Here is a 26,195-nt window from a genome sequence, read left to right on the forward strand (position 1 = left end):
GTGGCGCCCCCTTCCCGGAGCCTGCCATGCCGCGTCACGCCTGGTCCCTGTACGCCTATCAGTTGATCGAGCCAGACGAGCAGCTCGACCTCTTCGCCTGTCGCGAGGTGCGTGTGCATCTGGTTGCACGGCAGCTGGAGCTGGCCGGCCGGGGTGACCGCACGCTCTGTGGCAATCTGCTGCCGGCCCGCCCGCACTTCCGTTCGGTCGAGCAGGATCTGCTAAGTGACCGGCTGCTCTGTCCGCAATGTCTGGCTACGCTCAAGGCGCATCGCCAGGGGAAGCGGCCCGACCCTGCCCTGGCGTGGTGAGCGCGCTTCAGGGGTAGCCACTGGTCTGGTTTTTCCGTCATCCCGCCGTTGTCGCTGAACGTTTGCTCCCTAGCGCAGTCTCAAGTCGTCGGCTCAGTGGGCCTCGTTTTGCTCTGCATGTTCAGTCAGCCAAGGGTTCCTCTCGGATGTTTGTCCCGCTTCTTGCTTCGCTGCGCCGCGCCGTTCTGCTCGTTCTCGGCGCCACGGGAGCCGCTCAGGCGCTCGAGCTGCCATTGCCTCCGCCCGGCGAGGATGTGGTCGGTCAGGTGCGCATGATTCAAAGCCGCTACGAAGACACCTTTGCCGCGATCGCCGAGGCCAACGACCTCGGTTATCTGGAACTGGTCGCGGCCAATCCGGGGGTGGACCCCTGGTTGCCGGGCGAGGGCACCGAAGTGATCCTGCCGACGCGCTACATCCTGCCCCCCGGCCCTCGTGAAGGCATTGTCATCAACCTCGCCGAGTACCGTCTGTACTACTACCCGAAAGGGCGTGACGTGGTTTACACCTACCCGCTGGGTATCGGGCGCGAGGGGTGGTCATCGCCGGTTGCACAAACCCGCATAACCGCCAAGACGCCCAATCCGGCCTGGTATCCGCCCAAATCGATCCGCGACGAGCATGCGGCCGAGGGCGACCCGTTGCCGGCCGTTGTTCCGCCTGGGCCGGACAACCCGCTGGGTCCGCTTAAGATGAACCTGGCGCTGCCGGGCTACCTGATCCATGGCTCGAATAAAAAGTTCGGCATTGGCATGCGGGTCAGCCATGGCTGCTTCCGCATGCTCAACCACAACGTGCTGGAGCTGGCCGGGCTGGCGCCGGTCGGCACTCCGGTGCGCATCATCAACCAGCCCTACAAGGTGGGCGTGGGCGGTGGCCATTACTTCCTGGAGGTGCATGCCCCGCTGGAGGACGACGGCAAGGTCTCGGTGGTGGACAAGCATGCGAACATCATCAATGCCCTGTTGGCGCGCGGTGACCTTGGCTCCCAGCAACTGGACTGGGAAATGCTGCGCGAGGTGGTGGCTGCCGAGGATGGCCTGCCGGTGGAAATTGCTCGGCGTGATCCGGCAGTCGTGCAGCAGGGGGGCGAGGGGCACGTGGCCGACGTCTATCCCTGAGGCTTCAGTTGGCGGAAACAAAAAAGCCGATCCGGTTGCGGATCGGCTTTCTCAAGGGATGTGTCCCTTATTTGCGGCTGGCACGATCCAGCATGCGCAGCGCTCGCTCGTTGGCTTCGTCTGCGGTCTGCTGGGCACGCTGTGCGGCGGCGAGGGCTTCGTCCGCTTTGCGATAGGCTTCGTCCGCGCGTGCCTGGGCGCGAGCGGCGGAGTCTTCGGTGGCGGTCATGCGGGCTTCGGTATCGCTGCTGGTGCTGCTGCAACCAGCGGCCAGAACGGCGGCCAAGGCGATAGCAGAAAGTTTCAGAGTGTTGTTCATTGGATTCCCCTTATGGTGGGCTTTACTGTATCGGCTATTTCCCGCAACGGGAAACCAGCGGCCTACATGCTGCCAATCACATTTCTAGACACTGAACGGACAGCATGCAAATTAAAGACAGTTTCCGACGCGTGACGTTTAACGACGCGAGCGGAGACTTGCAATTAAGCGGCCATCTGATCCGCTCGCACGGCAAAAGTTCCAGTCAGACCACGACGCCAGACCCACGCTGGCGCACTAGGTGGAAATCCCTGGCGGGTGTAGAGTGTCGGTCATTGCCGGGATGGCAAGTGGTCAAATGACGCGCCAGGCAGTATCCGCAGGGAGGGCGGACCTTGCGCCAGATGCCGTGCGGGAGAACACATGAACGAGGCTTCCATCCATCACGATCCGGCGGGTCATCAGTTCGAGATGACCGTGGATGGCCACCGCGCCTATCTGGCCTACATGGATCTGGGCCAGCAGACCTGGGATATCTATCGCACCTTCGTCCCCAACGACCTGCGCGGCAGGGGCATCGCGGCGGCACTCACCGAGCACGCGCTGCAGTATGCCGAACGCATGGGCTATTCGGTGATTCCTTCCTGTTCCTACGTGGAGCGCTACATGGAGCGCCGCCAGCGGCAGGCCGCGAAATGAAGAAAGCCGGGCATGCCCGGCTTTCTTTTGCGGCGCGTTCCGGGTTGATCAGCGCTGGCGCTTGGGCAACACATCCCTGAGCTTGTCGCGCATGGCCAGCACGGCCTTCTCGGTGGTGTCCCAATCGATGCAGGCATCGGTGATGGACACGCCGTACTTGAGCTGGCACAGGTCCTTGGGAATGCTCTGGCTGCCCCAGCCCAGGTGACTCTCCACCATCAGGCCGATGATCGAGCTGTTGCCCTCGACGATCTGGTTGGCCACGTTCTCCATCACCAGCGGTTGCAGTGCCGGATCCTTGTTGGAGTTGGCATGGCTGCAGTCGACCATGATGTTCGGCTTGATGCCGCCCTTGGTCAGCTCCTGCTCGCACAGGGCCACGCTCACCGAGTCGTAGTTGGGCTTGCCGTTGCCGCCACGCAACACCACGTGGGCATAAGGGTTGCCCTTGGTGGTGACGATGGAGACCGCGCCCTGCTGGTTGATACCCAGGAAACGGTGCGGACGGGAAACCGATTGCAAGGCGTTGATGGCCACGGCCAGGCCGCCGTCGGTGCCGTTCTTGAAGCCCACGGCCGAAGACAGGCCCGAGGCCATTTCCCGGTGGGTCTGGGATTCGGTGGTACGTGCGCCGATGGCGGACCAGCTGATCAGGTCCTGCAGGTACTGCGGCGAAATCGGGTCCAGCGCCTCGGTGGCGGTCGGCAGGCCCATCTCGGCCAGGTCCAGCAGCAGGCGGCGCCCGATGTTCAGGCCATCCTGGATTTTGAAGGAGTCGTCCAGGTACGGATCGTTGATCAGGCCCTTCCAGCCCACGGTGGTACGCGGCTTCTCGAAGTACACGCGCATCACCAGGAACAGGGTGTCGGAGACCTCTTCCGCCAGCGCCTTGAGCCGCTCGGCGTACTCGTGCGCCGCCTTGAGGTCGTGAATGGAGCAGGGGCCAATCACCAGGAACAGACGGTGGTCCTTGCCGTCGAGGATGTCGCGTACCACCTGGCGGCCGTGGCTGACGGTCTGCAGGGCGGTGTCACTGAGCGGCATCTCGCGTTTGAGCTGCTCGGGAGTGATCAGGGCTTCGTTGGAAGCAACGTTCAGGTCGTTGATCGGTAAATCAGCCATCGAGGTACTCGTAATCACAGAGCCGGCCGCCTGGCATCCCCTTGCGGCGAGCACAGCTGGAGGCGCGGAGGCGGGGAGGGCGCACCATAACGCGACAGCCCTTGGCTCGACAATGGGACAGGGCGGCGTCGACGTGGATTTATGCCGCACTACTATTGCTGAATGACTTTTTTCTTTGCTCGTATACTCGCGATATGGTTATAAGCAAGGCGGCGTTCGAGTCGAAAGAGGATCACACATGAAGCTTCAGCAACTGCGCTACATCTGGGAGGTGGCGCACCACGATTTGAACGTCTCGGCGACGGCCCAGAGCCTCTATACGTCCCAGCCGGGCATCAGCAAGCAGATCCGGCTGCTGGAAGACGAACTCGGCGTCGAAGTGTTCGCCCGCAGCGGCAAGCACCTGACCCGCGTCACCCCGGCCGGGGAATACATCATCCAGACCGCTGGCGAGATCCTGCGCAAGGTGGAAAGCATCAAGCAGATCGCCCAGGAGTTCTCCAACGAGAAGAAGGGCAACCTGTCCATCGCCACCACCCACACCCAGGCGCGCTATGCCCTGCCGAAAGTGATCGACCGCTTCATCAAGCGTTACCCGGACGTGACGCTGCACATGCATCAGGGCTCGCCGACGCAGATTGCCGAGATGGCCGCCGACGGCACGGTAGATTTCGCCATCGCCACCGAAGGTCTGGAGATGTACGGCGACCTGATCATGATGCCCTGCTACCGCTGGAACCGCTGCGTGATCGTACCCAAGGGACATCCCCTGGCCGCGCTGCCCAAGCTGACCCTGGAGGCGCTTGCCGAGCACCCGATCGTCACCTACGTGTTCGGCTTCACCGGGCGTTCCAAGCTCGACGAGGCCTTCAGCCGACGCGGACTGTCACCCAAGGTGGTGTTCACCGCCGCGGATGCCGACGTGATCAAGACCTACGTGCGCCTCGGGCTGGGCGTGGGCATCGTGGCGCACATGGCGGTGGACGAGCACGACGACGACCTGGTGACCCTGGATGCCAGCGAGCTGTTCGAGTCCAGCGTGACCAAGATCGGTTTCCGCCGCGGCACCTTCCTGCGCGGCTTCATGAGCGATTTCATCGAATCCTTCGCCCCGCACCTGACCCGCGAGGTACAGGCCAGAGCCGTGCAATGCCGCAACAAGCTGGAGCTGGACGAGCTGTTCGCGAATGTGGAGTTGCCGGTCTACTGACCGCAAACCTGCAAAAACAAAACAGCCGGCTTGCATGCCGGCTGTTTTGTTTCTGGGTTTCAACCCTTGTGGATCAGGTTGCCGGCGTGCAGGCCGCATTCCTTGTGGGTGGCTTCTTCCCACCACCAGCGGCCTTCGCGCTCGTGCTGGTTGGGCAGCACCGGGCGGGTGCAGGGTTCGCAGCCGATGCTGATGAAGCCGCGCTCGTGCAGCGGGTTGTAGGGCAGCTCCAGCATGCGGATGTAGCCCCAGACTTCGGCGCTGGTCATCTGCGCCAGCGGGTTGAACTTGTACAGCGGCCGTTCCGGCGTCGAGAAAGCGGCATCCAGTTCCAGTGCGGCGACCTGGCTGCGCGTGCCGGGGCTCTGGTCGCGGCGCTGGCCGGTGGCCCAGGCGCGCACGCCGGCCAGCTTTCGGCGCAGCGGTTCGATCTTGCGGATGCCGCAGCATTCGCCGTGGCCGTCCTTGTAGAAGCTGAACAGGCCCTTCTCGCGCACCAGGGCCTCCAGGCGGGCGTGGTCCGGACTGAGGATCTCGATGGGCAGCGAGTAGTGCTCGCGCACCTGCTCGATGAAGCGGTAGGTCTCCGGATGCAGGCGCCCGGTGTCCAGGCTGAACACCCTGACGTTCCGGTTGAGCTTCCAGGCCATGTCCACCAGCACCACGTCTTCCGCGCCGCTGAAGGACAACCACAGGTCGTCACCGAAGTGCTCGAAGGCGAGCTTGAGGATGTCCTGGGGCGATTTCTCGGCGTAGCGGGCTGCCAGTTCGGCAATGTGGCTGGGCTCGATCATGCGGCTCTCGGCGGGTTGCAACCTGGGGCCGCGATGGTAGCACCGGGCAACCTATGCAATTAAATAACCAAAATGCGCCGTACCCACCCGGCCGGTTATAAGAGTCCAATTGCGCCGCCTGTGCCGACCGGCTAGAGTGCGGCCCTTTCTCACCTCACCCTAGGAGTGTTCTCGTGGAGATCGCTTGTCTCGACCTGGAAGGCGTATTGGTCCCGGAAATCTGGATCGCGTTTGCGGAAAAAACCGGCATCGAGGCGCTGAAGGCGACCACCCGGGACATTCCCGACTACGACGTGCTGATGAAGCAGCGCCTGCGCATCCTCGATGAGCACGGCCTGAAGCTGCGCGACATCCAGGAAGTGATCGCCACCCTGAAGCCGCTGGAAGGCGCTGTCGAGTTCGTCGACTGGCTGCGCGAGCGCTTCCAGGTCGTCATCCTGTCCGACACCTTCTACGAATTCTCCCAGCCGCTGATGCGCCAGCTGGGCTTCCCGACCCTGCTGTGCCACAAGCTGGTGGTCGACGAGACCGACCGCGTGGTGGGCTACCAGCTGCGCCAGAAGGACCCCAAGCGCCAGTCCGTCATCGCGCTGAAGAGCCTCTACTACCGCGTGATTGCGGCCGGTGACTCCTACAACGACACCACCATGCTGTCCGAGGCGCATGCCGGCATCCTGTTCCACGCGCCGGACAACGTCATCCGCGAGTTCCCGCAGTTCCCGGCGGTGCATACCTATGCGGACCTGAAGCAGGAATTCCTCAAGGCGTCGAATCGCCCGTTGAGCCTGTAAGAACCAGCAGGAAAAGGCGGCCCCGGTGGCCGCCTTTTTTGTGCCTGCGCGCGTACGCCGGTCGAGCCGTAGGGTGGACAACGTTGTTCTTGTCCACCATTGCCACTAATCGGGATTCCAGAGAAAAAAAGCTGACCGCCCTACCGGTCAATGCAATGCAGCGGCGCACCCATAGCCAGCATATGCTGCTGCTTGACGCTGACCCCGCCCAGTTTCATCTCCGCCCACACCGCTTGCCAACCGCCCAGCGCGCTGTTGTCCAGATGCCTGGCCTGCAGATGCTGCCGTTGGAAATGCTCGCGGCTGCCCTTGGCCAGCAGCTCCGGGGTGAGCTGCGGCACCAGCAGGTGACTGGCCTGCGGCAGCGTCGCGGCAATCACCAGGCCCGCCGGGTCGTAGTCCGCAAAGACGACAACCGGAACCGAGACGGGCAGGCGTTGCAGCAACTGCCGCGTGCCGCGCGTGGCGGCGCCATGCCCTCGGTACAGCACAAGCGCATCGCCCAGGTTGTCGGGTAGCTGGAAACGGTGAATCTGGTCGAAACAGTCGAGGTTCTCGACCACCAGTACGCTGCCGATGGCTGCCACCTCCAACTGATCCAGCGCAACGCGTAATGCACAGCCGGTGGGCAGGGCGGGCAGCGGCGCAGGCAGCGCGCCCTTGGCCAGCACGAAACCGTCATCGGGCCGCTGCGGCGCGAGCTTTTCGTCGATGGCCTGGGTCGCCGCCTGGATGCGGTCCTCGGCCGGCAGCGGCTCGATCAGGTCCCAGCCAAAATGCCGCTTGGCTTCCTCGCGCAGCAGCTCGCGCTCGCGTGGGGTGAACGTCAGGCGGCGGCGCTCCACCCGGCCCAGTTCAAACGCCCGGTGAATGTCCTGCCAGGTTGCGTTGCAGGCCACCTCCAGCAGGTGGTTGCGCAGCAGATGATGCAGCGCCCTGGCGTGACTTCTGCCTAGGCTGACAGGCACAGCGCCAGGTCCCGCACGATGAAGTTGCCGCTGAACACCGGATGGTCCTCGCCTTCGGGCAGCAGCTCGAAGTAGTCCTTCTGCTCGTCGGGTAGCGCCTCGTAGCCGCCGATCACCTGGTACAGCCAGGTTTCCTCGTCCCAGGGCAGGCGCTGTTCGGCGCGCCAGGCGAGCGCGGAAATCGGCTGGCCGCGCTCGATCACCTGGCAGAGATACTCCTGCACGGCCTCCTGGATCGGGCTGGCCTGCACCTCGAAGCTTTCCACCTCGCCCAGCAGCGTTTCGCCGGCTTCCGGCAGGGCCACCAGGGCGCGCTCCTCGCGCTGCGCACGCACCTGCGCGGCCAGGGCCAGCAGTTCGGCTTCCTGCACGCTGTCGTGGATATCCACGGCGGCCGGGGCGAGCAGCGCCTCGGCCAGGTTGAGCAAGTGCGGCATCTGCGGCAGGGCGGTGTGCTGGCCGGGCTGATAGTCCGGCTGCTGCTCCACATGCAGGCTCCAGCCACGCAGCAGGCGGGTTCGGCCCTGGATCTTGCGGAAGCGGCCGAGCAGGTCGAGCAGGCGTGCCTGCACCACGCCCAGTTCCAGATAGGCGTCGCTGACGCTGCGCTGCAGGCTGGTGACCAGCAGGCGGCGCAGTTCGCGCAGGTCGCCGGCGGTGTCGGCCAGATCCTGGAAGTCGATCAGCTCCAGACCGGCGAGCATTTCGCTGACCTGGGTCTGCGCCAGTTCGTTCTCGCGGATCTTGGCGTTCAGGCTGCCGACGTAGCCGAACTCGTTGTTGATGCGGCTCCACAGCACGCGAATGCCGTGCCCCAGGCCTTCGCAGAAGCTGTAGACGTGCTCGCGCAGATCGGCCAGATAGGCGTCGGCGGCGGCGAAGTCGCCCTGGTGACGCGCCTCGGTGTAGTGGGCGGCCAGCGTGCGGAAAGTGGCCAGGGTGGCGCCGGTGTTGGCGTCGATCTGCCGGTTGCGGTCGTCCTTCAGCGCCTCTTCCAGCAGGGCGCGCACCGTGCGGCGCAGGTGCAGGTCGGCGCCGGGCTCCGGGCGGTAGAGGATGCCGTCCTTGACCAGGCGCTCCTGCACGCCGGGCTCCAGCGCCTCGTCGCTGATGGAGCCGGCCAGGTAGGCGTCCATGATGGGTTCGGCGTGGCGGCCCAGCTGGCGCAGGAAGCGCACGCCGGCCTGGTGCAGGTTGCCGCTCATAGCAGACTGCTCTGGCTGGCGGCCTCGGCGCGATCCTCCAGCGCCAGGCCTTCGGCTTCGTCGATGAAGCGGATCACCTCGTAGAGGTAATCCAGCTTGCCGGTGCCGATGTAAATCTGCTTTTCCGGGTTGGGGCGGATCAGGTAGCCCATGTCGCAGAGCTTCTTGAACACCTGCTTGATTTGTGCGTCGACGCTGGCGCTGGTGGAGCCGAACAGCCGGTAGTGGCTGATGCGCGCCAACTGCTCGCGGAAGGCCGGGGTGTCCTCGACGATGCCCTGCAGTTCATTCAGACGAATCGGACTGCCCTCGGTCAGCGGCGCGTCCTGGGCGCTGGCTTCCTGCACCAGCAGCAGCCATTCCACCAGCGGGGTTAGGGCATTGCAGACGTCGCGAAACTGCTGGCCCACGACCTTGCGCTCGTTCTCGCCCAGCTGGCGGTAGGCGCAATAGAACACTTCCGCCTCGGCGCCGCTGCCCACGCTGGCCACGACCCGATTGAGGGTGCTCAGGTAGTCGTCCACCTGTTCGCGGTTGGCCGGGTTCTTCAGGAAGCGCCAGCCTTCCTCATCGGTGGTGCGGCAGATGAAGCTGCCCTGCAGCAGGCGTTCGATGACCTGTCCCTTGTTGGAAAGCATCAGACGGTCTCCTCGGTCTGGCGGGCTTTCAGGCGCTCGCCGATCACATCCAGGCGCGGCTTGACCACCTGCAGCTGGCGGGTCTGCTTGTTGACGATGTAGCGGTTGCTGAACAGCGACAGCACCTCGGAATCCGGGTTGGGGAAGGCGGCGAGGATGCGGATGCGGTTGCTGGTGCAGGCGTCGAAGATCTTCTTCACGTTGTTGTGGTGCAGCGTGCCCAGTTCGTCGATCGGCCAGTGGATCATCGCCGGCGCGTCGCCGCGCAGCAGGCGGGTGAAAGCCAGCAGAAACTTGCAGAGGATCAGGTAGGCCATGCCGTGGCTGGAGGATTCGTTGAGCTGGCGGTCGGTGCGGATCACCAGGTCGCTGTTGCCCTCGCGCAGACGTAGCTCGATTTCCAGCAAGCCCGCGATGCCGCTGCTCAGGGCCGAGCGGCCGAGCACTTCCAGGGCGCGGCGCATGCTGCCGGTGTAGTCCTCGCCGGGCAGTTCGGCGAAGCCGCTGTCCTGCCATTCGCGGTAGGCGTTCACGAAGCTGCGCAGCTCCGGCCAGAATTCAAGCTCGGTGATGCGCGAGCGGATGGTCACCGCCGAATTGGACACCCCGTCGAGGAACAGCTCGTCGCTGACCTCGCGGGTGATGCGCGCGCTCTGGCTGGCGATGCGCTTGTCGATGTCGGCCAGCACGTCGAAGTAGTCGTACAGGTCCTTGCCGAAGATGCGCCCCTGCTCCAGCAGGCCGCGGATGCTCTGCGGCACCAGCTCGTTGAGCAGTTGCGCGAGCACCGGCACCAGCCGGCGGTAATCCAGGGTTGGCACGCCGCGCTCGCTGACCAGCGTGCATTCCTCGCGGCCGCGTTCCCAGGTCTCGGTGAGGCTGGAGCCGCTCTTGCCGGCCAGCAGGCTGTCGAAGCGGTCGACGTGCTGCTTGATGGTGGTCATCAACGCGTCGCGGCTGTGCAGCAGCTCCTGGCCGAGGCGCAGGCGCTCGTCCAGTTCGCCTTCCGGTGGTATGCCGTCGCGCGGCAGCTTGCACTCGCCGAGGCGGCGCAGCAGGCCCTTGAGCAGGTCCAGCTGCTCGCCAATCTGGCCCTGCTGCTGCAGGCCCTGCTTGCGCTGCTGCTCAAGCTGGTCGCGCTGGCGCTTGTAGGCCTGGGTGGCGCTGTCGAGCCTCTGCTTGAGGTCGCTGGCCTCGGCGCGCCGGGCGACCAGGTCGTCGTGCAGCTGCGGCTTGCGCTTGAGCCAGGTGACCGCGTACCACTCCTCGTAACGGAGCACCTCGGAACGCAACGCCTCGGTTTCGCGGATGCGCTGCTCGCGTTGGCGGATACCGTTCTTCAGCTCGATCAGCTGGGCTTCGTCGACGCCACGGGACTTGAGCTCGTTGCGGTACCAGCTTTCGCAGGCGGCCAGTTCGGTCTTGCCCTGGGCGCGCTGCTCGTCCATCTGGCCGCGCAGCTGCGCCAGGCGCTGCTCCAGATCCTGGATCACCTGCTGCCAGTGGGCCGAGGCTTCCAGGCGCGCGTCCTGGTGCTGCTCGGCCAGTTCGTTCAGCAACAGGCCGTGTTCGGCGCTCAGGCGGGCCAGGCTTTCGTCCAGCGCACTCAGTTGCTTGCGCGCTTCCAGGCGGCGTTCGGCGAGGGCGGCGTCGAGGCGCTCCTTGAGGGCGGCGCGCTCCTCGCGCAGCCGCTGGCGGTCGTCCCTGGCGCGTTGCAGTTCGGTGCGGGCCTGCACCAGGCGGGTGTTGAGGTCGTCCAGCGCGGCGGTCTGTTCGCCCAGCTGCGTCTCCAGCGCTTCCTGCTGATTGCGCGCGGCCTGCAGGTTGTCCTCGGCCAGTTGCACGCGGGCGCGCAGGGCGGCTTCGTCGGCCGCGTGTTCGGGCGTGGGCAGCATGGCCAGGTCCAGGCGCAGGCCGTGGAAGCTGTCGGCCGGGGCGTCGCTCAGCGCGGGCTTGAGGTCGGTGCGCTGCAGCAGACCCGGCTCGATCAGCTTGCCCAGGTGCTGTTCCCAGCCCGGCTGCTCGCGGCGCAGGAATTCCAGCAGGGTGTGCTGGCCGGGGTAGAGCAGGCGTTCCGCGACGTTCTTTTCCTGCTCGCGTTCGGCCACCTTGCGGGCCGCCTGCTGGTGCTGCTGGGCGAGTTCCTCGCGCTGGCGCAGCAGTTGGCGTTCCTGCTGGGTCAGGGTCTCGACCTGCTGGCTGGCCGCGTCGCGCTTTTCGTCGGCCTCTTCCAGGCGGCGGTCGAAGATGTCCAGGCTGCGGCTTTCCTCTTCGCTGTAGCCGAACTGGTTGATGCGCTGCTCGTGATCCTTGCGCTCCAGCTCGCGGGCATGTTTCTGCTCGCGGTAGGTGGTTTCCGACTCCTGGCGGCGGTTGGCAAAGGACTTGTCCAGCTGGCTCAGGGCGTCGTGCTGCTGCTGGGTGCGGGCGGCCAGCTCGTCGCGCACCTTGCCTTCCTGTCCGTGCAGGCGGTCCAGGGCTTCCTGCTGGCGCTCCTGGACGATCTGCTTGCGCTCCAGGTAGGCATTCTGCACGTCGGCATGCTGCTCGGTGAGCAGGCGCAGACGCTCCTTGAGGTTGTCCAGCTCCAGCTTCCAGCCGTCGAGCTTTTCCAGATCGGCCTTGGCCTGGTCGATGTCGGAATCCAGATACTGCTGATACTGCTCCTCGATGTGGTTGAGCTGCTCTTCGTCACTCCGAACGCGGGCCTGCACCTGGGACAGATCGAGGCTCAGCGCATCGCGCTGCTCTTTCCAGTCGCCTTCCAGGCGATTGAGTTCGAAGCCGATCTGCTCCAGCTCGCTCTTCAGGGTTTCCTGGCGGGCGAACAGTTGCGGCTCGTCGGTGCGGAAGGCCTGCAACAGACCGCTGAGGCGCGCCTCGCAGCCTTGCAGTTCCTGGAAGTCGCGCTCCAGGCGGGCGAATTCCGGGCGCAGGTCGGCGAAGCCCTGGATCAGCTGGCTGTCGCGGATCCAGTCCTCGACCTTCTGGGCGCTGAGGCCGGTGGTCGGCGGGGCAACACCGTCCTCCTCGAGGATGGCGGCGACCATCGACTTGATGGTCTCCATCTTGCCTTCGCGCGAATGCACCGCGCGCACCAGCTTCTCGATATGGCGCAGGCTGTGTTCGCCGTTGCACAGGGAGAACTGGCGGGCCAGCTGGCGCAGCTCGCTGCGCTGGCTGTCGCTGGAGAGCAGGGTGCGGTCGTTCTGGATGATCGCCCGGTACTGACGGGTGTTGAGCTGGTTACTCACCGCGATGCCGAGCGAACGGAAATGCCGGCCCAGTTCGTTCATGGTGCGGCAGACGATGCTGTCGCCCTGGCGGCTGCGGATGTAGTCATCCAGGTCGAAGCCTTTCTGTACCAGTCGGTAGTCCACGCCCCGGCCGTCGCTGCTGGTGGCGAGGATCGCCTGGCAGGGCTCGTCGTCCATGCGCTGGTATTCGTAGACGATGAAGCTCTGCTCGGTGGGCAGGTACCAGCGCTCGAAGCTGTCACGGGTGGCCGGCACGACGCGGCTCGGGTATTCGCCGTAGAACACCGGCACCAGGCGCTGCAGGGTGGTCTTGCCGGAGGCGTTGGTGCCGCAGATGTTGGTGTGGTCGTCCACGACCAGCTCCACCACACCCTTGAGGTGGGTGTTGATCAGAATGAGGCGATTCAGGCTGGGCATGCGAGTCCTTCGAAGATGCGAAGCAAGGGCGCAGTTTAAGCAAGCGGCACGCCGCTGCCGAGTCGCAATCGAGCGCGCTCGTCACATTTGGGGCGATTTGCCGCTGTGGCCGCGTCATGGCCGCGCAGGCAGGGCAACGTTTCCCGTGCCCGTTGCGGCCGCGCCGCCGGCGGCAGGAAAGGCGCCGACCGCCCTACCGGGGGAGTCTCTCCAGCGTGCGCAGCAGCACCTCGACCTTGGCAATGGATTCCCGGTACTCGGCCTGCCAGTCGGAGTCCATGACGATGCCGCCGCCGCCCCAGCAGCTGATCTGCCCGTCCTTGACCAGCAGGCTGCGGATGGCGATGGAGCTGTCCATCTCCCCACGCACGTCCAGGTAAAGCAGCGAGCCGCAATACAGCGCGCGGCGGGTCGGCTCCAGCTCGTCGATGATCTGCATGGCGCGGATCTTCGGCGCGCCGGTGATCGAGCCGCCAGGAAAGCTGCCGGCCAGCAGGTCCAGGGCATCCTTGCCGTCCGCCAGTTCGCCGGTCACCGCGCTGACCAGGTGGTGCACGTTGGGGTAGCTCTCCAGCGCGAACAGCTCGGGCACGCGCACCGAGCCGGTCCGGCAACTGCGCCCCAGGTCGTTGCGCAGCAGGTCGACGATCATCAGGTTCTCGGCACGGTCCTTGGTGCTGGCCAGGAGCGCCTCGGCCTGCTGGCGATCCTCGTCGGGCGTGGCGCCGCGCGGCCGGGTGCCCTTGATCGGCCGGGTTTCCACCTGGCCGCCGCGCACCTCGATGAAACGCTCGGGCGAATGGCTGAGGATGTCGCCGTCGGGTCCGCTGATGAAGCCGGAAAAGGGCGTCGGGCAGGCCGCGCGCAACGCGCGATAGGCCTGCCAGGCGTCGCCCCGGCAAGGAGCGCGGAAGCGCTGGGCGTAGTTCACCTGATAGCAGTCGCCGGCGCGGATGTAGTCGAGGATGCGCTGCACGGCACGCTGGTACTGCGCCGCGCTCTGGTCGGGCTGGAAGGGCGCGAGCAACTGGAAGGCCGCGTCGCTCTCGGCCGATGCCTCGGCTTCGAACAGCCGGATCAGGCGCTGCCGCTCGGTGGTTTCGACAGTGGGGTGGAACATCAGCTGCGTGGTGCGCCGGTGGTGATCGGAGATCAGCGCCCAGGCGTACAGGCCCAGCGTTGCGTCGGCGAAACCGAGGTCGTCACGGGCCTGCTCGGGCAGCTGTTCCAGGCGCCGGCCGAAATCGTAGGACAGGTAGCCGACCAGCCCACCGGTGAAGGGCAGCGCACAGCCTACCGGCGCCTCGGCCCGGCCCAGCGTCCCCAGCGCTGCGCGCAGGCGCTGGAAGAAGCCCTTGGCTGTTTCGTCGCACGAAGGGCTCAGCGAAGCCAATGGCCAGGCGGACAGCAGGTCATAACGTCCGCGTTCGGCCCCCGGCCGGCCACTGTCCAGCAAGACAGCTCCCGGCGCGTGGCGAATGCGGGCGAAACGTTCGGTGGGGTCGGCCTGGTAGGGCAGGTCGTGGCAGAGACAGGTTGGCATCGGGATCGCGGGCAATAACGTGACGGGGATTGTATTCCGCTCACCGGGCTTGTCCTAGGGCCGCTGTCGGTTTGCGCGGTCGAGGGGGGGTGATTAGTATCTGGAGCATCCCGCGGGGCCGTTGGCCCGATCATAACGATAAATATAAGCACCAAGGGATTCAGACCATGGACGTCGTCTCAGATACGATGGGCGGCCTTGCGCATCCGTCCAGGCGGTTCCTGCCTCCCGTGCCGGATGGCTATGTGCTCCGCTCCCGGCTACACAACCTGCTGGCCGAACACGCCGATGCCCGACTAATTCTGCTCTGCGCGCCCAGCGGCTCCGGCAAGAGCACGTTGCTGGCCGAACTGATCGCCAGCCGGCAGGCGCAGGGCAGTGCATGCGCCTGGCTGTCGCTGGCCGCCAGCGATACCGATCCCCACCATTTTCTGACCCGCTTGCTACACGCGCTGCGCCTGCAGGTGCCGGGCCTCTGTACCGCGTTGCTGGAAATGCTGGCCAGCCAGGACAGGCCAGCCCCCGGTGTGGTACTGGATGGCCTGCTGGCAGAGCTGGGCGAACTGCGCCGGCCCCTGCTGCTGGTGCTGGATGACTGGCAACCGGCCAGCACGGAGCTGCTCTCGGCCCTCAATCGCTTCATCCAGTTGGCCCCGCCGGGTCTGACCCTTGCCATTGGCTGTACGCAACGGCCTGCGCTGAATCTGGCGGTGCTGCGTGCCAAGGGGCGATTGCTGGAGATCGGCCTGGGCGAACTGTGCCTGACCCTGGACGAGATGCGCGGTGTGTCGCCGGCTGGGCTCGACGAGGAAACCCTGCAGGACCTGCATGCGCTCACCGAGGGCTGGCTGGCCGGCGCACTGCTCACCTGCCAGCCCCTGCCGGACGCACTGCCGCGTGCGGAAGCACTGGCCCACTATGCCCGGCTGCTGGACGATTTGCTGCGGCCTCTGTTTGAGGCGCTGCCACAAGAAATCCGGGAGCTGTTGCTGATCCTGGGCGTGCCGGCGCGAATGAGCGGTGAACTGGTCTGCGCCCTGACCGGACGGGACGATGGTCAGGCGCTACTCGAGGAGCTCGAGACCCGTCAGTTGTTCCTTATCCCCCTGGATCGGGAGCGCCGCTGGTACCGCTTTCATCGCCAATTCGGCCGTTTCCTGCAGTCGCTCCTGCGGCATAGCGATGCGGAGCAGTATCGCCAGCTGCAGTTCAAGACCAGCCTGTGGTTTACCAACCACCACATGCAAACCCTGGCTATCGAACATGCCTGTCTGGCCGAGGATTCGGAAATGCTCGCCGCCCTGGTGGGCGGCTACGGCCTGGAACTGATCAATCGCGGCCAGTTGCACCGCCTGTATCGCTGGCGGCGCAAGATCCCTGACGCCCTGGTGGAGCGCCATCCGATCCTGGTGCTGGTGGATGTCTGGGACAAGGCCGCCGGCCTGACCCTGGCAGAGGCCAATCGGCTGTTGGACGAGCTGCTGGCGCGCTGGGCAAGCGAGGACGAGACACCGCTGGGCGACGGACGTCTAGCCGTGCTGGCGATCAAGGCAATGCTGGCTCTGCAGAAGGATGACCTGCAGCTGTGCGTGGCGCTGGTGCGCAAGGTCGAGGCGCGACTCGAGCAGCACAGTGCCTTTCTCGAAGCTGCCACGCTGCTGATGGGAGCACTGGCCCATGCGGTGCTGGCCCAGCCGGAGCAGGCCCGGCGCCTCATCGCGCTGGCCCGGCAACGTAATCACTTCCTGAGCGGCCGCTACCTGGACATTCAGCTCGACAACATCGAGGTATTTCTGGCCTACGAACAGGGCCGCCTGCGTCAGGCCAGCATGCTCTGCGAGCGCTTGCTGGAACGAAGCCAGGGTTGTTTCGAGCCCGGCAGCACGGCGCTGGTGCTGCCGCAGATCAGCGCAGGCCTGATCGCCTATCAGCAGGGGCGTTTCGAGGGCCTGGAAGAGCGCTTGCGCCGCGCGTTGGCGGGTGTGGATGTCATCAACCCCATCGACTTCTACGCCCAGGGCCTGCTCTGTCTGGCGCGCCTGCAACGGTTGCGCGGCCAGGCCAGGGAGGCCCAGGCCACGCTCATGGAGGTGCAGAACCTGGGCGCCCGTCATCAATCCTGGCGCTTCTATGCCCAGGCGGTGGGGGAGGAAATCCTCGGATTGCTGCAGGACCCGGGTGGCGAACGCGCCAAACGTGCCGAGCAGCGCCTGAAATCAGTCGATTGGCAGCGCCAGGCGGCCGCATACCCCCAGCACACCTTCAATGCGGTGCAGTGGGTGCTGGGTTTGAGTCGGGTGCGTCTGCAGCAGGCGCGCAATCAATTCAGTGAGGCGCTGCACGAGATCACCCAGCTGCGCGCCCTGCTGCAGCCGGGTTGGCACGAGCTGCAGCGGCTGCGCCTGGACCTCCTGGCAGCGCTCAGCTACCAGCACCTGGGCTACCAGGAGCGCGCCTTGAGCCTGCTGGTGCAATGCCTGTTGGCGGCCGAGCGCGAAGGGATGCGCAGTCTGTTTGTGGAAGAGGGTGAAGGTGTACGCGCGCTGCTGCAGCATCTGGAAGCGGTCGAACGCCAGCCGGCGTTGCAGGGATTCCTGCGCGAGCTGATCGGTATGTGGCCGGGACAACCCGCCAGCAGTGAGCAATATGGCTTGCCCGAGGCACTCACCGAGCGCGAACTGGAGGTCATTCGCCTGGCTGCCCAAGGGTTCTCCAATGACGAGATCGGCCGGCAGCTATCGCTGGCGCTGGGCACCGTGAAGTGGCATCTGCACAACATCTACGAGAAGTTCAGGGTGCGTAACCGGACCCAGGCGATCCGTCGCGCCCGCGATCTGGGAGTGCTGGCATGAACCATCTTGAAAGGGGCGCGATGCGGGCGCCCCTGCTGCGCACCAAGCTGTTTCCGGCTGGCCTGGAGAGTCAGGCACTGCTCGGGCGAGACCTGCTGGTAGAGCGCCTTTACCAGGCACGCCATCATCCGCTGCTGGTGCTCGGTGCGCCGGCCGGATACGGCAAGAGCACGGCGCTGGCTCTGCTGCGCCAGCGCCTGGAGCAGGCGGGTTGCTGCGTGGCCTGGTTATCTTGCGACGAGGCGGACAGTGAGCCGCATCGCCTGCTGGAGTATGTGCTGGCGGCGCTGGAGCTGGCGCAGCCCGGCTTTGGCGGCAGCACGGCCGAGCTGCTGCGCGATGGGCCGAGCTGGCCGGTGGAGGCTTTGCTCGATGCTTTTCTGGCCGAAGTACAGCGGTTTCCCCGCGACGTCTATCTGATCCTCGACGACGTGCACCGCATTCGTCATCCGGAGTTTCCGGAAGCCGTACGCTATCTGTTGAGCCGGATGCCGCCACGGCTGCACCTGGTTGCCAGCAGCCGCTTCCTTCCCCGCTTCCTGCGCGACGAAACGGCACTTCCCGAGGGGGCCTGCCAGCTGATCGGGGCCGGCGACCTACGGCTGAGTCGGGCCGAGACGGCCGAATACATCAAGCGCCTGCGCCACCTCGAGCTGACCGAGCGTGAGCTGGATCTGCTCTACCAACGTACCGAGGGCTGGATCACCGCGCTGCACCTGGCGGCACTGGCGTTGGCGCGCCATCCGGACCGCAAGGCGTTTATTGACGGCTTAAGCGGCACCGAGCGCGACATCGCGGACTACCTGGCCGAGGATGTGCTGTCGGGTCTCCCGCCGGCGTTGTGCCGCTTCCTGGAACAGACCTCCGTGCTTGACGAGTTCAGCGCCGAGCTGTGCGATGCGCTGACCGGGCGCACGGACAGCGCCGAGCTGCTGGCACGTCTGCAACGGGAGCAGTTGTTCATCATTCCGCTGGATGGCCAGGGCCACTGGTTTCGTTACCACCACTTGTTCGCCGAATTCCTCCAGGGGCGCCTGGCGCGCAATGGCAGCCCAACGCCGCTGTTGCTGGTTGCCGCCCGCTGGAGCGAGGCGCAGGGGCACGGCGACCGCGCCATCGCCTATGCCCTGCGCGCGCGGGACTACACCCTGGCCGCCAGTCTGCTGGAGCGGCAGGGCGCTCGCCTGGTGGCGAGCAACCGGGCCTACGGGGTCCTGACCCTGCTCAAGCAGGTGCCCACCGAGCAGATCCGTGAGCACACAGTCTTTCAGCTGTTCTACGCCTGGCAGCTGGCGTTCGATCAGCGCTTCGCCGAATCCGAGGCGCTGATCGAGGAGGTCAGCGGACGCCTGCTGCAGGTGAGGGGCAAGACGCCGCAGCCCGGTCTGATCGAATTGCTGGGCGCCGCCCAGGTGCTCAAGGCGCTGGTGCTCCTCTACCAGGACAAGCTGGAGACCTGCCTGAAGATTTCCCGACAATGGCTGACGCTGGTGCCGAGCGGCCAGCCGGTTTTCCGTGCCAGCCTGGCCTGCGTGCAGGCCGCCGCCCTGGCCTTGCTCGGTGATTTTGCCGAGGCCGGCAAGGCCATCGCGCTGGCGCGCAGCGAGCTGCGTCAGGTGGACAGCGCCTACCTGTACGTTGTGACCAGTCTGATCGAAGCCCTGATCAGCAAGGAATATGGCGAACTGGAGCGCGGGCGTGCCATTGCCGAGGCGGCGCGCAATCGAGTCGAGCGGGTGTTCGGCCGGCGCAGCCGGGTCGGCGGGCCGCTGGCCCTGGCCTATGCCGACCTGCTTTACGAGCAGGATCGCCACGCTGCGGTCCTGGCCGAGCTGCCCCTGGCCACCACCTGGCGGGATGTCGCGACGCCCATTGAGCTGATCAACCGGGCAAGACTGGTCATGGTGCGCGCGCGCTTCTATGCCGGGGAACCCGAGCAGGGACTGGCGGAGCTGGAGGACTGGTTGCTGAATCTGCAGGGCCCCGGCTACGAGCGCGTCTATGCCCTGGCGATGGGCTGCAAGGTGAGCTTCCTGCTGTGGTTGCATCGTCCCAACGAAGCGGAGCGCGCCTGCCTGCAGCTGGAGCGGCAACTGGATCGCCTGGACATCAGCCGCTATCCAGACGCCTTTGCCGCCCTCAGTCTGGCCCAGGCACGCCTGGCCCTCAGTGAGCGGCGCCCGGAGAAGGCCCAGGGGGTTCTGGAGCCGCTGCTGTCTGCGCAGGCCGGCGAACATCAGCGCGACCGGCGTCTGCGCCTGGGCTTGTTACTCTCCGTAGCGTACTGGCGCAAGGGTAACAGCGAAAAGGCGTTCAACCTGCTGGAACAGACCGTACGTGATGCCTGGGAGCGGGGCTATCGACGCCTCTTCCTGGATGATGCGCTGTGGCTGTTGCCACTGTGGGAGGCCTGGCAGTCGGAGGTCGCCTGGCCAAGTCTGGGCGAGATGCTGCGCGAGCAGTGCCGGCGGCTGACCGTAGACCCGGAGAAAATTGAAGAGAATCAGGTGGTTAACCACCGCGAGCGGGAAATTCTCCGGTTGGTTGCGGCGGGCTTGTCGAACCGTGATATCGCCCAGGCGGTGCACCTCTCCGAAGCCACGATCAAATGGCACCTGCACAACCTGTTTGCCAAGTTGGCCGTGCGCAGCCGTACCCAGGCGGTACTGAAGGGCAAGAGCCTGGGCCTGCTGGGTGAGGCCTGAGGTTCGGCTGGAAGCCATCTGGCCTGTGCCATCCCTTGGATAGGCTGGCAGGTCACCGAAGCCTCAGTAGCTTTATGCGCAGGACGAGTTCGATGCTATCCGACTGTCGACCGAGGTGCTGCGGCAGGCGAGACGAAGCGCTCCTGCTGTCGAGGCGGGTGCCGCGACAGCTTCTGGGATGATCCCTAGCGAACCGAACCTTCTGGAGATAACAACAATGAAATTGAACCAACTGGCTCTGGCTGCCGCTGTTCTCGCCGCTCCGTTCATGGCTCAGGCCGATCTGCGCGCCCTGGACGACGCTTCCCTGGCAGGTATCAGCGGTCAGGACGGCATCAGCATTGCCGGTGACTTCAATGGCACCATCGGCGCCATCGTCTACACCGACAACGATGCTTCCGGCAGCGGCACCCTGCGTCTGGAAAACGTCTCCATGACCGGCTTCAGCATCACTGACGACAACCCGCTGATGATTGACGTGGTTACCACTGATATTTCCGGTACCGCTACCGATCAGCTGCAGATCACCCTGCCGGAAATGACCGGTCAGGTGTCCATCGGCGCCATCCGTGTGGGTGATACCGGTGCCAGCCTGGGCTCCCTGGCCATCATCGACCAGAACATGGCCGGTACCCAGCTGCGGATCTGGGGTCACTGATCCCCGGGCACGCGCCTGACAATCCGCCGGGCAACCGGCGGATTCCTGGATCGAGAGAACAGCAATGATAGAAATTCTGCTGGGTAGCCTGCTGGCTGTCTGGGGCTTCACCGAGGCCGTTGACACCCGGACAGTGCCCGAAGGCGGCGTGAATGTCAGTCACGGCATGACGGTCGCCGGCCCGGTGCGGGAGTCGGTGGTGGTCGAGCCACTGAGTCAGCTCAAGTATCGCAACGTCGTCCGCCAGGCTTACGACTACAGCTGTGGTTCGGCAGCTCTGACCACGGTGCTGGATTATTACCTGGGGCTCAATCTGGATGAACGCCAGGTCATGGAAGGGCTCCTCCATTATGGTGAGGCCGACAAGATCGCCGAACGGCGTGGCTTCTCGCTGCTGGACATGAAACGGCTCACGGCGGCGCTGGGCTACCAGAGCGGCGGTTTCCGTGCCGACTTCCAGGATCTGGTGACCCTGGAGCATCCGGCGATCGTTCCGATCGAATATGCCGGTTTCAAACATTTCGTGGTGCTGCGCAAGGTTCAGGAAGGTCGGGTTTATGTGGCCGATCCGGCCCTGGGCAACATCAGTTTTACCCAGACACGATTTCAGGACGTCTGGGATCAGAATGTCGTGTTCATCGTGTATCCGGGCGAGCGTCCGCCCGTGAACGCGCTTGCCCTCAGCGACGCAGACATGCGTCTGGTCGATGACAGGACCACCAGCCTGCTGGCATTTCGGGAGTTCCCGGTTCTGGCCAAATTCACCGAGAACCAGGCGACCGAAATCGGGTCCGCGGGTCAACTGCGAGAAACCCATTACATCCGCCGCAAATAGCAAGCACAGATCGCGCAGCGGACGCGCGACCCGTAATTCAAAAATAACAAGGGGTAGGCCATGGGAGTTCGGGGACTGGCGTGGCTGGCGATCATCTCGCTGGTCAGCGCGGGGCAGGTTTATGCCGAGGAAAGCAGTGTCGAGCAGGCCCGGGAAGCACTGAGCAAGAAAGAAGACGACGCGGACAGCACCAAGGCGCTGGAAGAAGTATTCCAGGCGGCCGAACAGAGCTACACCCTGCTCAAGAAGGGGGAGCGGACCCTCACTTACGGTTTCGACTATTCACTGACCCGCGACATGGCCATCCAGACGGTGCGCACGAACCAGGACAGCCAGGGTGTGCCGAGTTACAGCGTCATTGGCCAGAGCGAGGCTCAGCACAGCTTCACCAACGCCTTTACCTTCGACTACGGTGTCTGGGACAACCTGACCTTCAGTGTGCGCCTGCCACTGGTGGCCAAGTACGATACCGAGCGCGATCTCGACGTCTACAGCATCGGCGATCTCTCCACCAGTCTGCGCTGGCAGCCCTGGAACTCGGTGCGCGGACGCCCCGTTACCACGTTCTACGCGAACCTCGGCTTTCCCACCGGGGAAAGCCCCTATGACATCAACATCAACCGAGATCTGTCGACCGGCAATGGCTACTACAGCCTAGGTCTGGGGGCCAACGTCTCCCATGTCCTCGACCCGGTCGTGCTCTTCGGTTCGCTGGGGTACGCCTACAACGCGCCCATCAAGGACATCGACCAGGTGCGCGGTGGACGGTTGCTGGAAGAGGTTTACCCCGGCGCCACCTTCTCGCTCAGCATGGGCTTTGCCTACGCCCTGTCCTATGACGTGTCGCTGGCCACCTCCTACCAGATGGCCCACAGCCTGAAGCCCAAGTTTCGCTTCGCGGATGTTTCCGGTGACGGCAACGAGCAGACCAGCGCTGTCATGAACTTTTCGCTGGGCTTGCGAACCTCGCCGGATCGCATCGTCAACGTCAACGCCGGTTTCGGTCTGACCGAGGATTCGCCGGATGTCCTACTGGGGTTCTCCATGCCCCTGGATATCAAAGGCCTCAAGGCCCGATAACGCGCAGGCGGACAGCCCATGAAAATGCGATTTTCGCCGCTTGCGCGCGCGATTGCCGGGGTGACCTTGCTCTGGGCAATGGAAAGCCAGGCGCAGTTTTCCCAGAACCTGACCGTGGGCAACCCCAAGGCCATGGCGCTGGGCAACGCCATTACCGCCGATTCCAGCGGTATCGATGCGGTGCACTACAACCCGGCGGCGCTTTCCAAGCTCAAGGGTCGCCAGACCGCGCTGAAGCTGGTGACCGGGGTGATGGATATCCGTGCCGAGTTCGATGCGCCGCCCCATTACGGCGACAACTTCTTCAATTTCAAGAACGATCCGATCGCGGGCAGCCGCAGTCGCACCACCACCTCCACCATGTACCTGCCCGGTCTGGGCGGGACGGTCGATGTGCCGGTGCTGGTCGCGCCGCTGGCCGGGGTCTCCATCAATCCGCCGGGGTCGAAGTTCACCTTCGCCACCAACGTGTATACCCCGCAGGCGGTCGGTTTTCGGCGCGACAAGGATGATCCGGGCCGCTACATGGGGCAGGAAATCGCGCTGCAGCGCATCACCTACTTTTCGCCTTCGGTGGCCTACCAGGTCAACGATGAGTTCTCCGTGGGGCTTTCGGTCGGGTTTTCCCACCAGGCGCTGGCCCTGAAGCAGGATTTCCGGGCTCCAGGCATGCTCACCGGTGTGGTGGCCGCGGTTCAGGATGCGCTCTGCACCATCGAGGGCAACCCGATGGATGTGCTGATCAACCTGTGTGGCGCGCCCTTTGGTCCCTTCACCGACCTGGCGAACCTGGACGTCGACATGCAGCAGACGCTGTCGCCGACCTGGAACCTGGGTTTCCTCTGGGAACCGACCGAGTGGTTCTCCCTGGGGGCCGTCTACCAGAGCGAAGCGAAGATGCGCCTGCAGGGCAAGTACCGCGTCGAGTACACCGACAACTGGCAGAACTTCTGGAGGGGCCTCGACAGTTCACTGTTTGGCGCCATTTTCACCAGCATCACACCTGACGGCGTCTGGGAGAACGAGCAAGGCAACGTCTCCCTGGATGTGACCCATCCGGCGCATTTTTCCACCGGGATCAAGGTCCGCCCCTTGCCGCGCTGGCAGGTCAATTTCGACGTGAAATGGACCGACTACGGCAGCTGGGAAAACCTGGAGCTGGAGTTCGACCGTCAGTTGGATCTGCTGACCATTGCCATGCTGTTTGCGCCCGACAACGCCACCAACCGTTCGATCATCCTGGATCGCGGCTACGAGTCGGTGTGGAGCTGGGCCCTGGGCGTGCAGTACGACGTCAACGATCGTCTCAGCCTGCGGGTGGGCTATGAACCGCGTAGCTCATCCATCCCGAGTGATCGGGCGGATATCCTCGCGCCGCTGGGCGATGCCGACCTTTACGGCATCGGTGCCGGGTATCGCTGGGACAAGGATACGGAGATCGATATCGGCTTCAACTACCTGATCAGCAAGCAGGACATTCCCGCCGGCACCAGCTGTAACGTGAACTGCTCGGGATTGCTGGACATGGTCTACAACCCGTATGCCGACCTGGATATCAAGACCAAGGTTGAGGCGTATATCTTCTCGATCAGTTACCGGACGACCTTCTGAGAGTCGAGATGCGCAACTGGCTGCCGCTGTTGTGGGTGATCCTGGCCCTGCCCGTCGAGGCGGGGCAGGGGCGCTATCTGACCTGGCTGGATGACCAGGGACGTGTCCATAACACCTTCATCCAGGCTGAGGGTGCTGCCGGTGGCTTCTGGCGAAGCGGACCTACCCCGGAAGCGAACAGTCGGGATGGTGCCGGCTGGGCCAACAACGCTCCGGGCAGCAATGAGGCCAAGCGCCGCTACTTCACCTGGGTAGATGCCAGTGGCGCGTTGCAGAGCAGTTTCCATGTTTCGGCGACCGCGCCGGCCGATACGCAGGTATCCGGCCGCGATCCGCTGGAGGGTGACTATGTGGATTCGGAATGGCTGGAAGGCCGCAACTTCCAGGCGGATGATCGCGCAGGTGCCTATTTCACCTGGGTCGATGATCAGGGGCGGGTGCGCAACTCGCCGGTTGGCCAGCGCGGCGGCCCCGTCGGGCCGGCCGCCGCACCGGTTGAATACAGCGAAGGTCGGCAGGTAGCGTTCAGCCGACCGTCGCCCCTGCTGCCCAGTCTGGATGGTCAGCCCGCACTGGCCTGGCAGCCGCAGGAGTCCGCGGCCGGGATGACCGAGTTGCACCGGGAGTTGCTGGAGCGTTGTTGCGAGCAGCTGGCGGAAAGCGACATCATCGAACTGTCGACCGAAGAGCCCCGTTACGAGGAGTTCAATCGGTTCTCGCCGCGTCTCAGGTTGCCGCACCTTGACAGCCGTTACGTGGCCATCAAGCTGCCGCGCTCCGCGCAGCGTTATGGTCTGCGGGTGCGCAGTTTCGCCAACCGGCAACTGGTCTATCCGTCGCTGCTGTTTCTCGATGAGTCGCGCCGCCCCACGCGTCTGGTGAGCGAGGCGGTGTCCACTCTGCATCCGGAAAGCTGGCACCGCTACGCCTTCCTGGAGGGTGTGGTGCCGGTTTTCGGGGGTCGCGGCGAGCGCTACGTCCTGTTGCTGACCACCGAGGAGGACCGGGCCCGACAAACGCTGGACAACCGGCCCTACAAGCGCCCGCTGCAGTCCCTGGAGCTGAACGAGGCCGGTGTGCAGGTCCATCGCCATGCCGAGGACGGCAGCTTCGAACTCACCGTGCTGCGTTGATCAGTCCCTGGGCTTCACGTGCCCGAACACTTCCTGGGCGAAGCGTACCCGCTGCTCCGGAGTTTCGGTCACGGCTGCCTTGCGCAGGGTTTCCAGATGCGCCTCGACCGCCTGGGTGCGCAGGGTGAGGCCACAGTTGTTGGCAATCTGGATGTTCAGGCCGGGTCGTGCGTTGAGCTCGAGAATCAGTGGCCCCTTGTCCTGGTCGAGCACCATGTCGACGCCGATGTAGCCAAGCCCGCACAGCTCATAGCAACCGGCGGCCAGGCGCATGAAGCCGTCCCAGTCGGGCAACTGCACGCCATCCACCGCGTTGCCGGTGTCGGGGTGACGGATGATCTTGTTGTTCAGCCAGGTGCCGCCCAGGGTGATGCCGGTGGCCAGGTCCACGCCGACACCGATGGCGCCCTGGTGCAGGTTGGCCTTGCCATTGGACTGGCGGGTGGGCAGGCGCAGCATGGCCATCACCGGATAGCCCATCAGCACGATGATTCGGATGTCCGGCACGCCCTCGTAGCTGATGCTCTTGAAGATCGGGTCCGGAGTGACGCGGTACTCGATCAGTGCGCGGTCCCGGTGACCACCCAGGGAGTAGAGGCCGGACAGGATGGTCGACAGCTGCTGCTCGATCTCTTCATGGCTGATGATGCGCCCCGAAACCGTCTTGTAACGCCCCTCGAAGCGGTCGGCGATCACCAGGATGCCGTCGCCGCCGGCGCCCTGGGCTGGCTTGATCACGAAGTCGTTGCGCCCACCGATGATGCGGTCGAGCCCTTCGATCTGCTTCTCGGTCTCGATGATCCCGTACATCTCCGGCACATGGATCCCCGCTTCCAGCGCGCGCTGTTTGGTGAGGATCTTGTCGTCGACGATGGGGTAAAGGCTGCGCTTGTTGTACTTGAGCACGTAATCCGCGTTGCGGCGGTTGATGCCCATGATGCCCTTGGCATCCAGGGCCTTCCAGGTTTTCCAGAGTCCCAGCATGG

Annotated in this window: 21 protein-coding genes; 12 read left to right on the top strand and 9 right to left on the bottom strand. The window is 64.8% G+C overall.

Going from position 1 to position 26,195, the window contains the following annotated elements:
* The first annotated feature begins 26 nt into the window (after window positions 1-26).
* Both PT85_RS07655 and PT85_RS07660 read left to right on the top strand, forming a co-directional pair.
* Window positions 27-311 (top strand): hypothetical protein, encoded by a 285-nt coding sequence (locus tag PT85_RS07655; RefSeq protein WP_027589747.1) that lies wholly within the window; start codon window positions 27-29, stop codon window positions 309-311.
* 146 nt (window positions 312-457) lie between these two features.
* The gene (locus tag PT85_RS07660) at window positions 458-1,432 is read left to right on the top strand and encodes a L,D-transpeptidase family protein (RefSeq protein WP_051587355.1); all 975 of its coding nucleotides are present in this window, start codon (window positions 458-460) and stop codon (window positions 1,430-1,432) included.
* Window positions 1,433-1,499: 67 nt separating this feature from the next.
* On the opposite strand, the gene PT85_RS07665 is transcribed toward PT85_RS07660, so the two are convergent.
* Window positions 1,500-1,751 (bottom strand): Lpp/OprI family alanine-zipper lipoprotein, encoded by a 252-nt coding sequence (locus PT85_RS07665; protein ID WP_027589748.1) that lies wholly within the window; start codon window positions 1,749-1,751, stop codon window positions 1,500-1,502.
* Between the two features lie 363 nt (window positions 1,752-2,114).
* On the opposite strand from PT85_RS07665, the gene PT85_RS07670 reads away from it, so the two are divergent.
* A complete protein-coding gene (locus PT85_RS07670) occupies window positions 2,115-2,390 on the top strand; it encodes a GNAT family N-acetyltransferase (protein WP_027589749.1) in 276 nt (91 codons plus the stop codon).
* A 48-nt stretch (window positions 2,391-2,438) separates the two neighbouring features.
* Here the strand turns inward: PT85_RS07670 and PT85_RS07675 are convergent, their stop codons facing one another.
* A complete protein-coding gene (locus PT85_RS07675) occupies window positions 2,439-3,512 on the bottom strand; it encodes a 3-deoxy-7-phosphoheptulonate synthase (RefSeq protein ID WP_027589750.1) in 1,074 nt (357 codons plus the stop codon).
* Between the two features lie 238 nt (window positions 3,513-3,750).
* Here PT85_RS07675 and cysB point away from each other — a divergent pair, with 238 nt between their 5' ends.
* A complete protein-coding gene (gene cysB, locus PT85_RS07680; protein ID WP_027589751.1) occupies window positions 3,751-4,722 on the top strand; it encodes an HTH-type transcriptional regulator CysB in 972 nt (323 codons plus the stop codon).
* Window positions 4,723-4,781: 59 nt separating this feature from the next.
* Here the strand turns inward: cysB and PT85_RS07685 are convergent, their stop codons facing one another.
* Window positions 4,782-5,516 (bottom strand): phosphoadenylyl-sulfate reductase, encoded by a 735-nt coding sequence (locus PT85_RS07685; RefSeq protein ID WP_039606328.1) that lies wholly within the window; start codon window positions 5,514-5,516, stop codon window positions 4,782-4,784.
* Window positions 5,517-5,689: 173 nt separating this feature from the next.
* Between PT85_RS07685 and thrH the strand changes: the two genes are divergently transcribed.
* On the top strand, window positions 5,690-6,307 hold the full coding sequence (gene thrH, locus PT85_RS07690) for a bifunctional phosphoserine phosphatase/homoserine phosphotransferase ThrH (RefSeq protein WP_039561821.1): 618 nt from the start codon (window positions 5,690-5,692) through the stop codon (window positions 6,305-6,307).
* 140 nt (window positions 6,308-6,447) lie between these two features.
* Here thrH and PT85_RS07695 read toward each other — a convergent pair whose 3' ends face one another.
* From PT85_RS07695 to pabB, 5 genes are all read right to left on the bottom strand, one after another.
* Complete coding sequence (locus PT85_RS07695; protein WP_039606329.1) at window positions 6,448-7,275, bottom strand: DUF7281 domain-containing protein; 828 nt, start codon at window positions 7,273-7,275, stop codon at window positions 6,448-6,450.
* Window positions 7,260-8,480 (bottom strand): hypothetical protein, encoded by a 1,221-nt coding sequence (locus PT85_RS07700; RefSeq protein WP_039606330.1) that lies wholly within the window; start codon window positions 8,478-8,480, stop codon window positions 7,260-7,262. The genes PT85_RS07695 and PT85_RS07700 overlap by 16 nt, the downstream gene beginning before the upstream one ends.
* Window positions 8,477-9,118, bottom strand: a complete 642-nt coding sequence (locus PT85_RS07705) for a hypothetical protein (protein ID WP_039606331.1) — start codon at window positions 9,116-9,118, stop codon at window positions 8,477-8,479. Before PT85_RS07705 ends, PT85_RS07700 begins: the two co-directional genes overlap by 4 nt.
* On the bottom strand, window positions 9,118-12,792 hold the full coding sequence (locus PT85_RS07710; RefSeq protein ID WP_039606332.1) for an ATP-binding protein: 3,675 nt from the start codon (window positions 12,790-12,792) through the stop codon (window positions 9,118-9,120). Before PT85_RS07710 ends, PT85_RS07705 begins: the two co-directional genes overlap by 1 nt.
* Before the next feature lie 193 nt (window positions 12,793-12,985).
* Window positions 12,986-14,335: an aminodeoxychorismate synthase component I gene (gene pabB / locus PT85_RS07715; RefSeq protein WP_039606333.1), complete on the bottom strand. Its 1,350-nt coding sequence runs from the start codon at window positions 14,333-14,335 to the stop codon at window positions 12,986-12,988.
* Between the two features lie 167 nt (window positions 14,336-14,502).
* Between pabB and PT85_RS07720 the strand changes: the two genes are divergently transcribed.
* From PT85_RS07720 to PT85_RS07750, 7 genes are all read left to right on the top strand, one after another.
* The gene (locus PT85_RS07720) at window positions 14,503-17,187 is read left to right on the top strand and encodes a LuxR C-terminal-related transcriptional regulator (protein WP_082013039.1); all 2,685 of its coding nucleotides are present in this window, start codon (window positions 14,503-14,505) and stop codon (window positions 17,185-17,187) included.
* Window positions 17,184-19,892 (top strand): LuxR C-terminal-related transcriptional regulator, encoded by a 2,709-nt coding sequence (locus PT85_RS07725; protein WP_039606334.1) that lies wholly within the window; start codon window positions 17,184-17,186, stop codon window positions 19,890-19,892. Before PT85_RS07720 ends, PT85_RS07725 begins: the two co-directional genes overlap by 4 nt.
* A 217-nt stretch (window positions 19,893-20,109) precedes the next feature.
* The gene (locus tag PT85_RS07730; RefSeq protein ID WP_027589761.1) at window positions 20,110-20,550 is read left to right on the top strand and encodes a DUF6160 family protein; all 441 of its coding nucleotides are present in this window, start codon (window positions 20,110-20,112) and stop codon (window positions 20,548-20,550) included.
* 64 nt (window positions 20,551-20,614) lie between these two features.
* The gene (locus tag PT85_RS07735) at window positions 20,615-21,385 is read left to right on the top strand and encodes a C39 family peptidase (RefSeq protein ID WP_027589762.1); all 771 of its coding nucleotides are present in this window, start codon (window positions 20,615-20,617) and stop codon (window positions 21,383-21,385) included.
* A 60-nt stretch (window positions 21,386-21,445) separates the two neighbouring features.
* Window positions 21,446-22,465, top strand: coding sequence for a transporter (locus PT85_RS07740; protein WP_027589763.1), 1,020 nt, complete (start codon window positions 21,446-21,448; stop codon window positions 22,463-22,465).
* Window positions 22,466-22,483: 18 nt separating this feature from the next.
* Window positions 22,484-24,076 carry an outer membrane protein transport protein gene (locus tag PT85_RS07745; protein WP_139181978.1) on the top strand — a complete coding sequence of 531 codons (1,593 nt, stop codon included), beginning with the start codon at window positions 22,484-22,486 and terminating at the stop codon, window positions 24,074-24,076.
* 8 nt (window positions 24,077-24,084) lie between these two features.
* A complete protein-coding gene (locus tag PT85_RS07750) occupies window positions 24,085-25,209 on the top strand; it encodes a MalM family protein (protein ID WP_039606335.1) in 1,125 nt (374 codons plus the stop codon).
* Here PT85_RS07750 and PT85_RS07755 read toward each other — a convergent pair whose 3' ends face one another.
* Window positions 25,210-26,190: an alpha-L-glutamate ligase-like protein gene (locus tag PT85_RS07755; RefSeq protein ID WP_169745311.1), complete on the bottom strand. Its 981-nt coding sequence runs from the start codon at window positions 26,188-26,190 to the stop codon at window positions 25,210-25,212.
* Between the last annotated feature and the right edge of the window lie 5 nt (window positions 26,191-26,195).

Source organism: Pseudomonas flexibilis, assembly GCF_000806415.1.
In the GTDB taxonomy this organism is placed as follows: domain Bacteria; phylum Pseudomonadota; class Gammaproteobacteria; order Pseudomonadales; family Pseudomonadaceae; genus Serpens; species Serpens flexibilis.

Bases quoted from the DNA above. Each gene is read 5' to 3' on its own strand.
- PT85_RS07655 (WP_027589747.1), top strand. From the start codon at position 27: ATGCCGCGTCACGCCTGGTCCCTGTACGCCTATCAGTTGATCGAGCCA.
- PT85_RS07660 (WP_051587355.1), top strand. From the start codon at position 458: ATGTTTGTCCCGCTTCTTGCTTCGCTGCGCCGCGCCGTTCTGCTCGTT.
- PT85_RS07665 (WP_027589748.1), bottom strand. From the start codon at position 1,751: ATGAACAACACTCTGAAACTTTCTGCTATCGCCTTGGCCGCCGTTCTG.
- PT85_RS07670 (WP_027589749.1), top strand. From the start codon at position 2,115: ATGAACGAGGCTTCCATCCATCACGATCCGGCGGGTCATCAGTTCGAG.
- PT85_RS07675 (WP_027589750.1), bottom strand. From the start codon at position 3,512: ATGGCTGATTTACCGATCAACGACCTGAACGTTGCTTCCAACGAAGCC.
- cysB (WP_027589751.1), top strand. From the start codon at position 3,751: ATGAAGCTTCAGCAACTGCGCTACATCTGGGAGGTGGCGCACCACGAT.
- PT85_RS07685 (WP_039606328.1), bottom strand. From the start codon at position 5,516: ATGATCGAGCCCAGCCACATTGCCGAACTGGCAGCCCGCTACGCCGAG.
- PT85_RS07700 (WP_039606330.1), bottom strand. From the start codon at position 8,480: ATGAGCGGCAACCTGCACCAGGCCGGCGTGCGCTTCCTGCGCCAGCTG.
- PT85_RS07705 (WP_039606331.1), bottom strand. From the start codon at position 9,118: ATGCTTTCCAACAAGGGACAGGTCATCGAACGCCTGCTGCAGGGCAGC.
- PT85_RS07710 (WP_039606332.1), bottom strand. From the start codon at position 12,792: ATGCCCAGCCTGAATCGCCTCATTCTGATCAACACCCACCTCAAGGGT.
- pabB (WP_039606333.1), bottom strand. From the start codon at position 14,335: ATGCCAACCTGTCTCTGCCACGACCTGCCCTACCAGGCCGACCCCACC.
- PT85_RS07720 (WP_082013039.1), top strand. From the start codon at position 14,503: ATGGACGTCGTCTCAGATACGATGGGCGGCCTTGCGCATCCGTCCAGG.
- PT85_RS07725 (WP_039606334.1), top strand. From the start codon at position 17,184: ATGAACCATCTTGAAAGGGGCGCGATGCGGGCGCCCCTGCTGCGCACC.
- PT85_RS07730 (WP_027589761.1), top strand. From the start codon at position 20,110: ATGAAATTGAACCAACTGGCTCTGGCTGCCGCTGTTCTCGCCGCTCCG.
- PT85_RS07735 (WP_027589762.1), top strand. From the start codon at position 20,615: ATGATAGAAATTCTGCTGGGTAGCCTGCTGGCTGTCTGGGGCTTCACC.
- PT85_RS07740 (WP_027589763.1), top strand. From the start codon at position 21,446: ATGGGAGTTCGGGGACTGGCGTGGCTGGCGATCATCTCGCTGGTCAGC.
- PT85_RS07745 (WP_139181978.1), top strand. From the start codon at position 22,484: ATGAAAATGCGATTTTCGCCGCTTGCGCGCGCGATTGCCGGGGTGACC.
- PT85_RS07750 (WP_039606335.1), top strand. From the start codon at position 24,085: ATGCGCAACTGGCTGCCGCTGTTGTGGGTGATCCTGGCCCTGCCCGTC.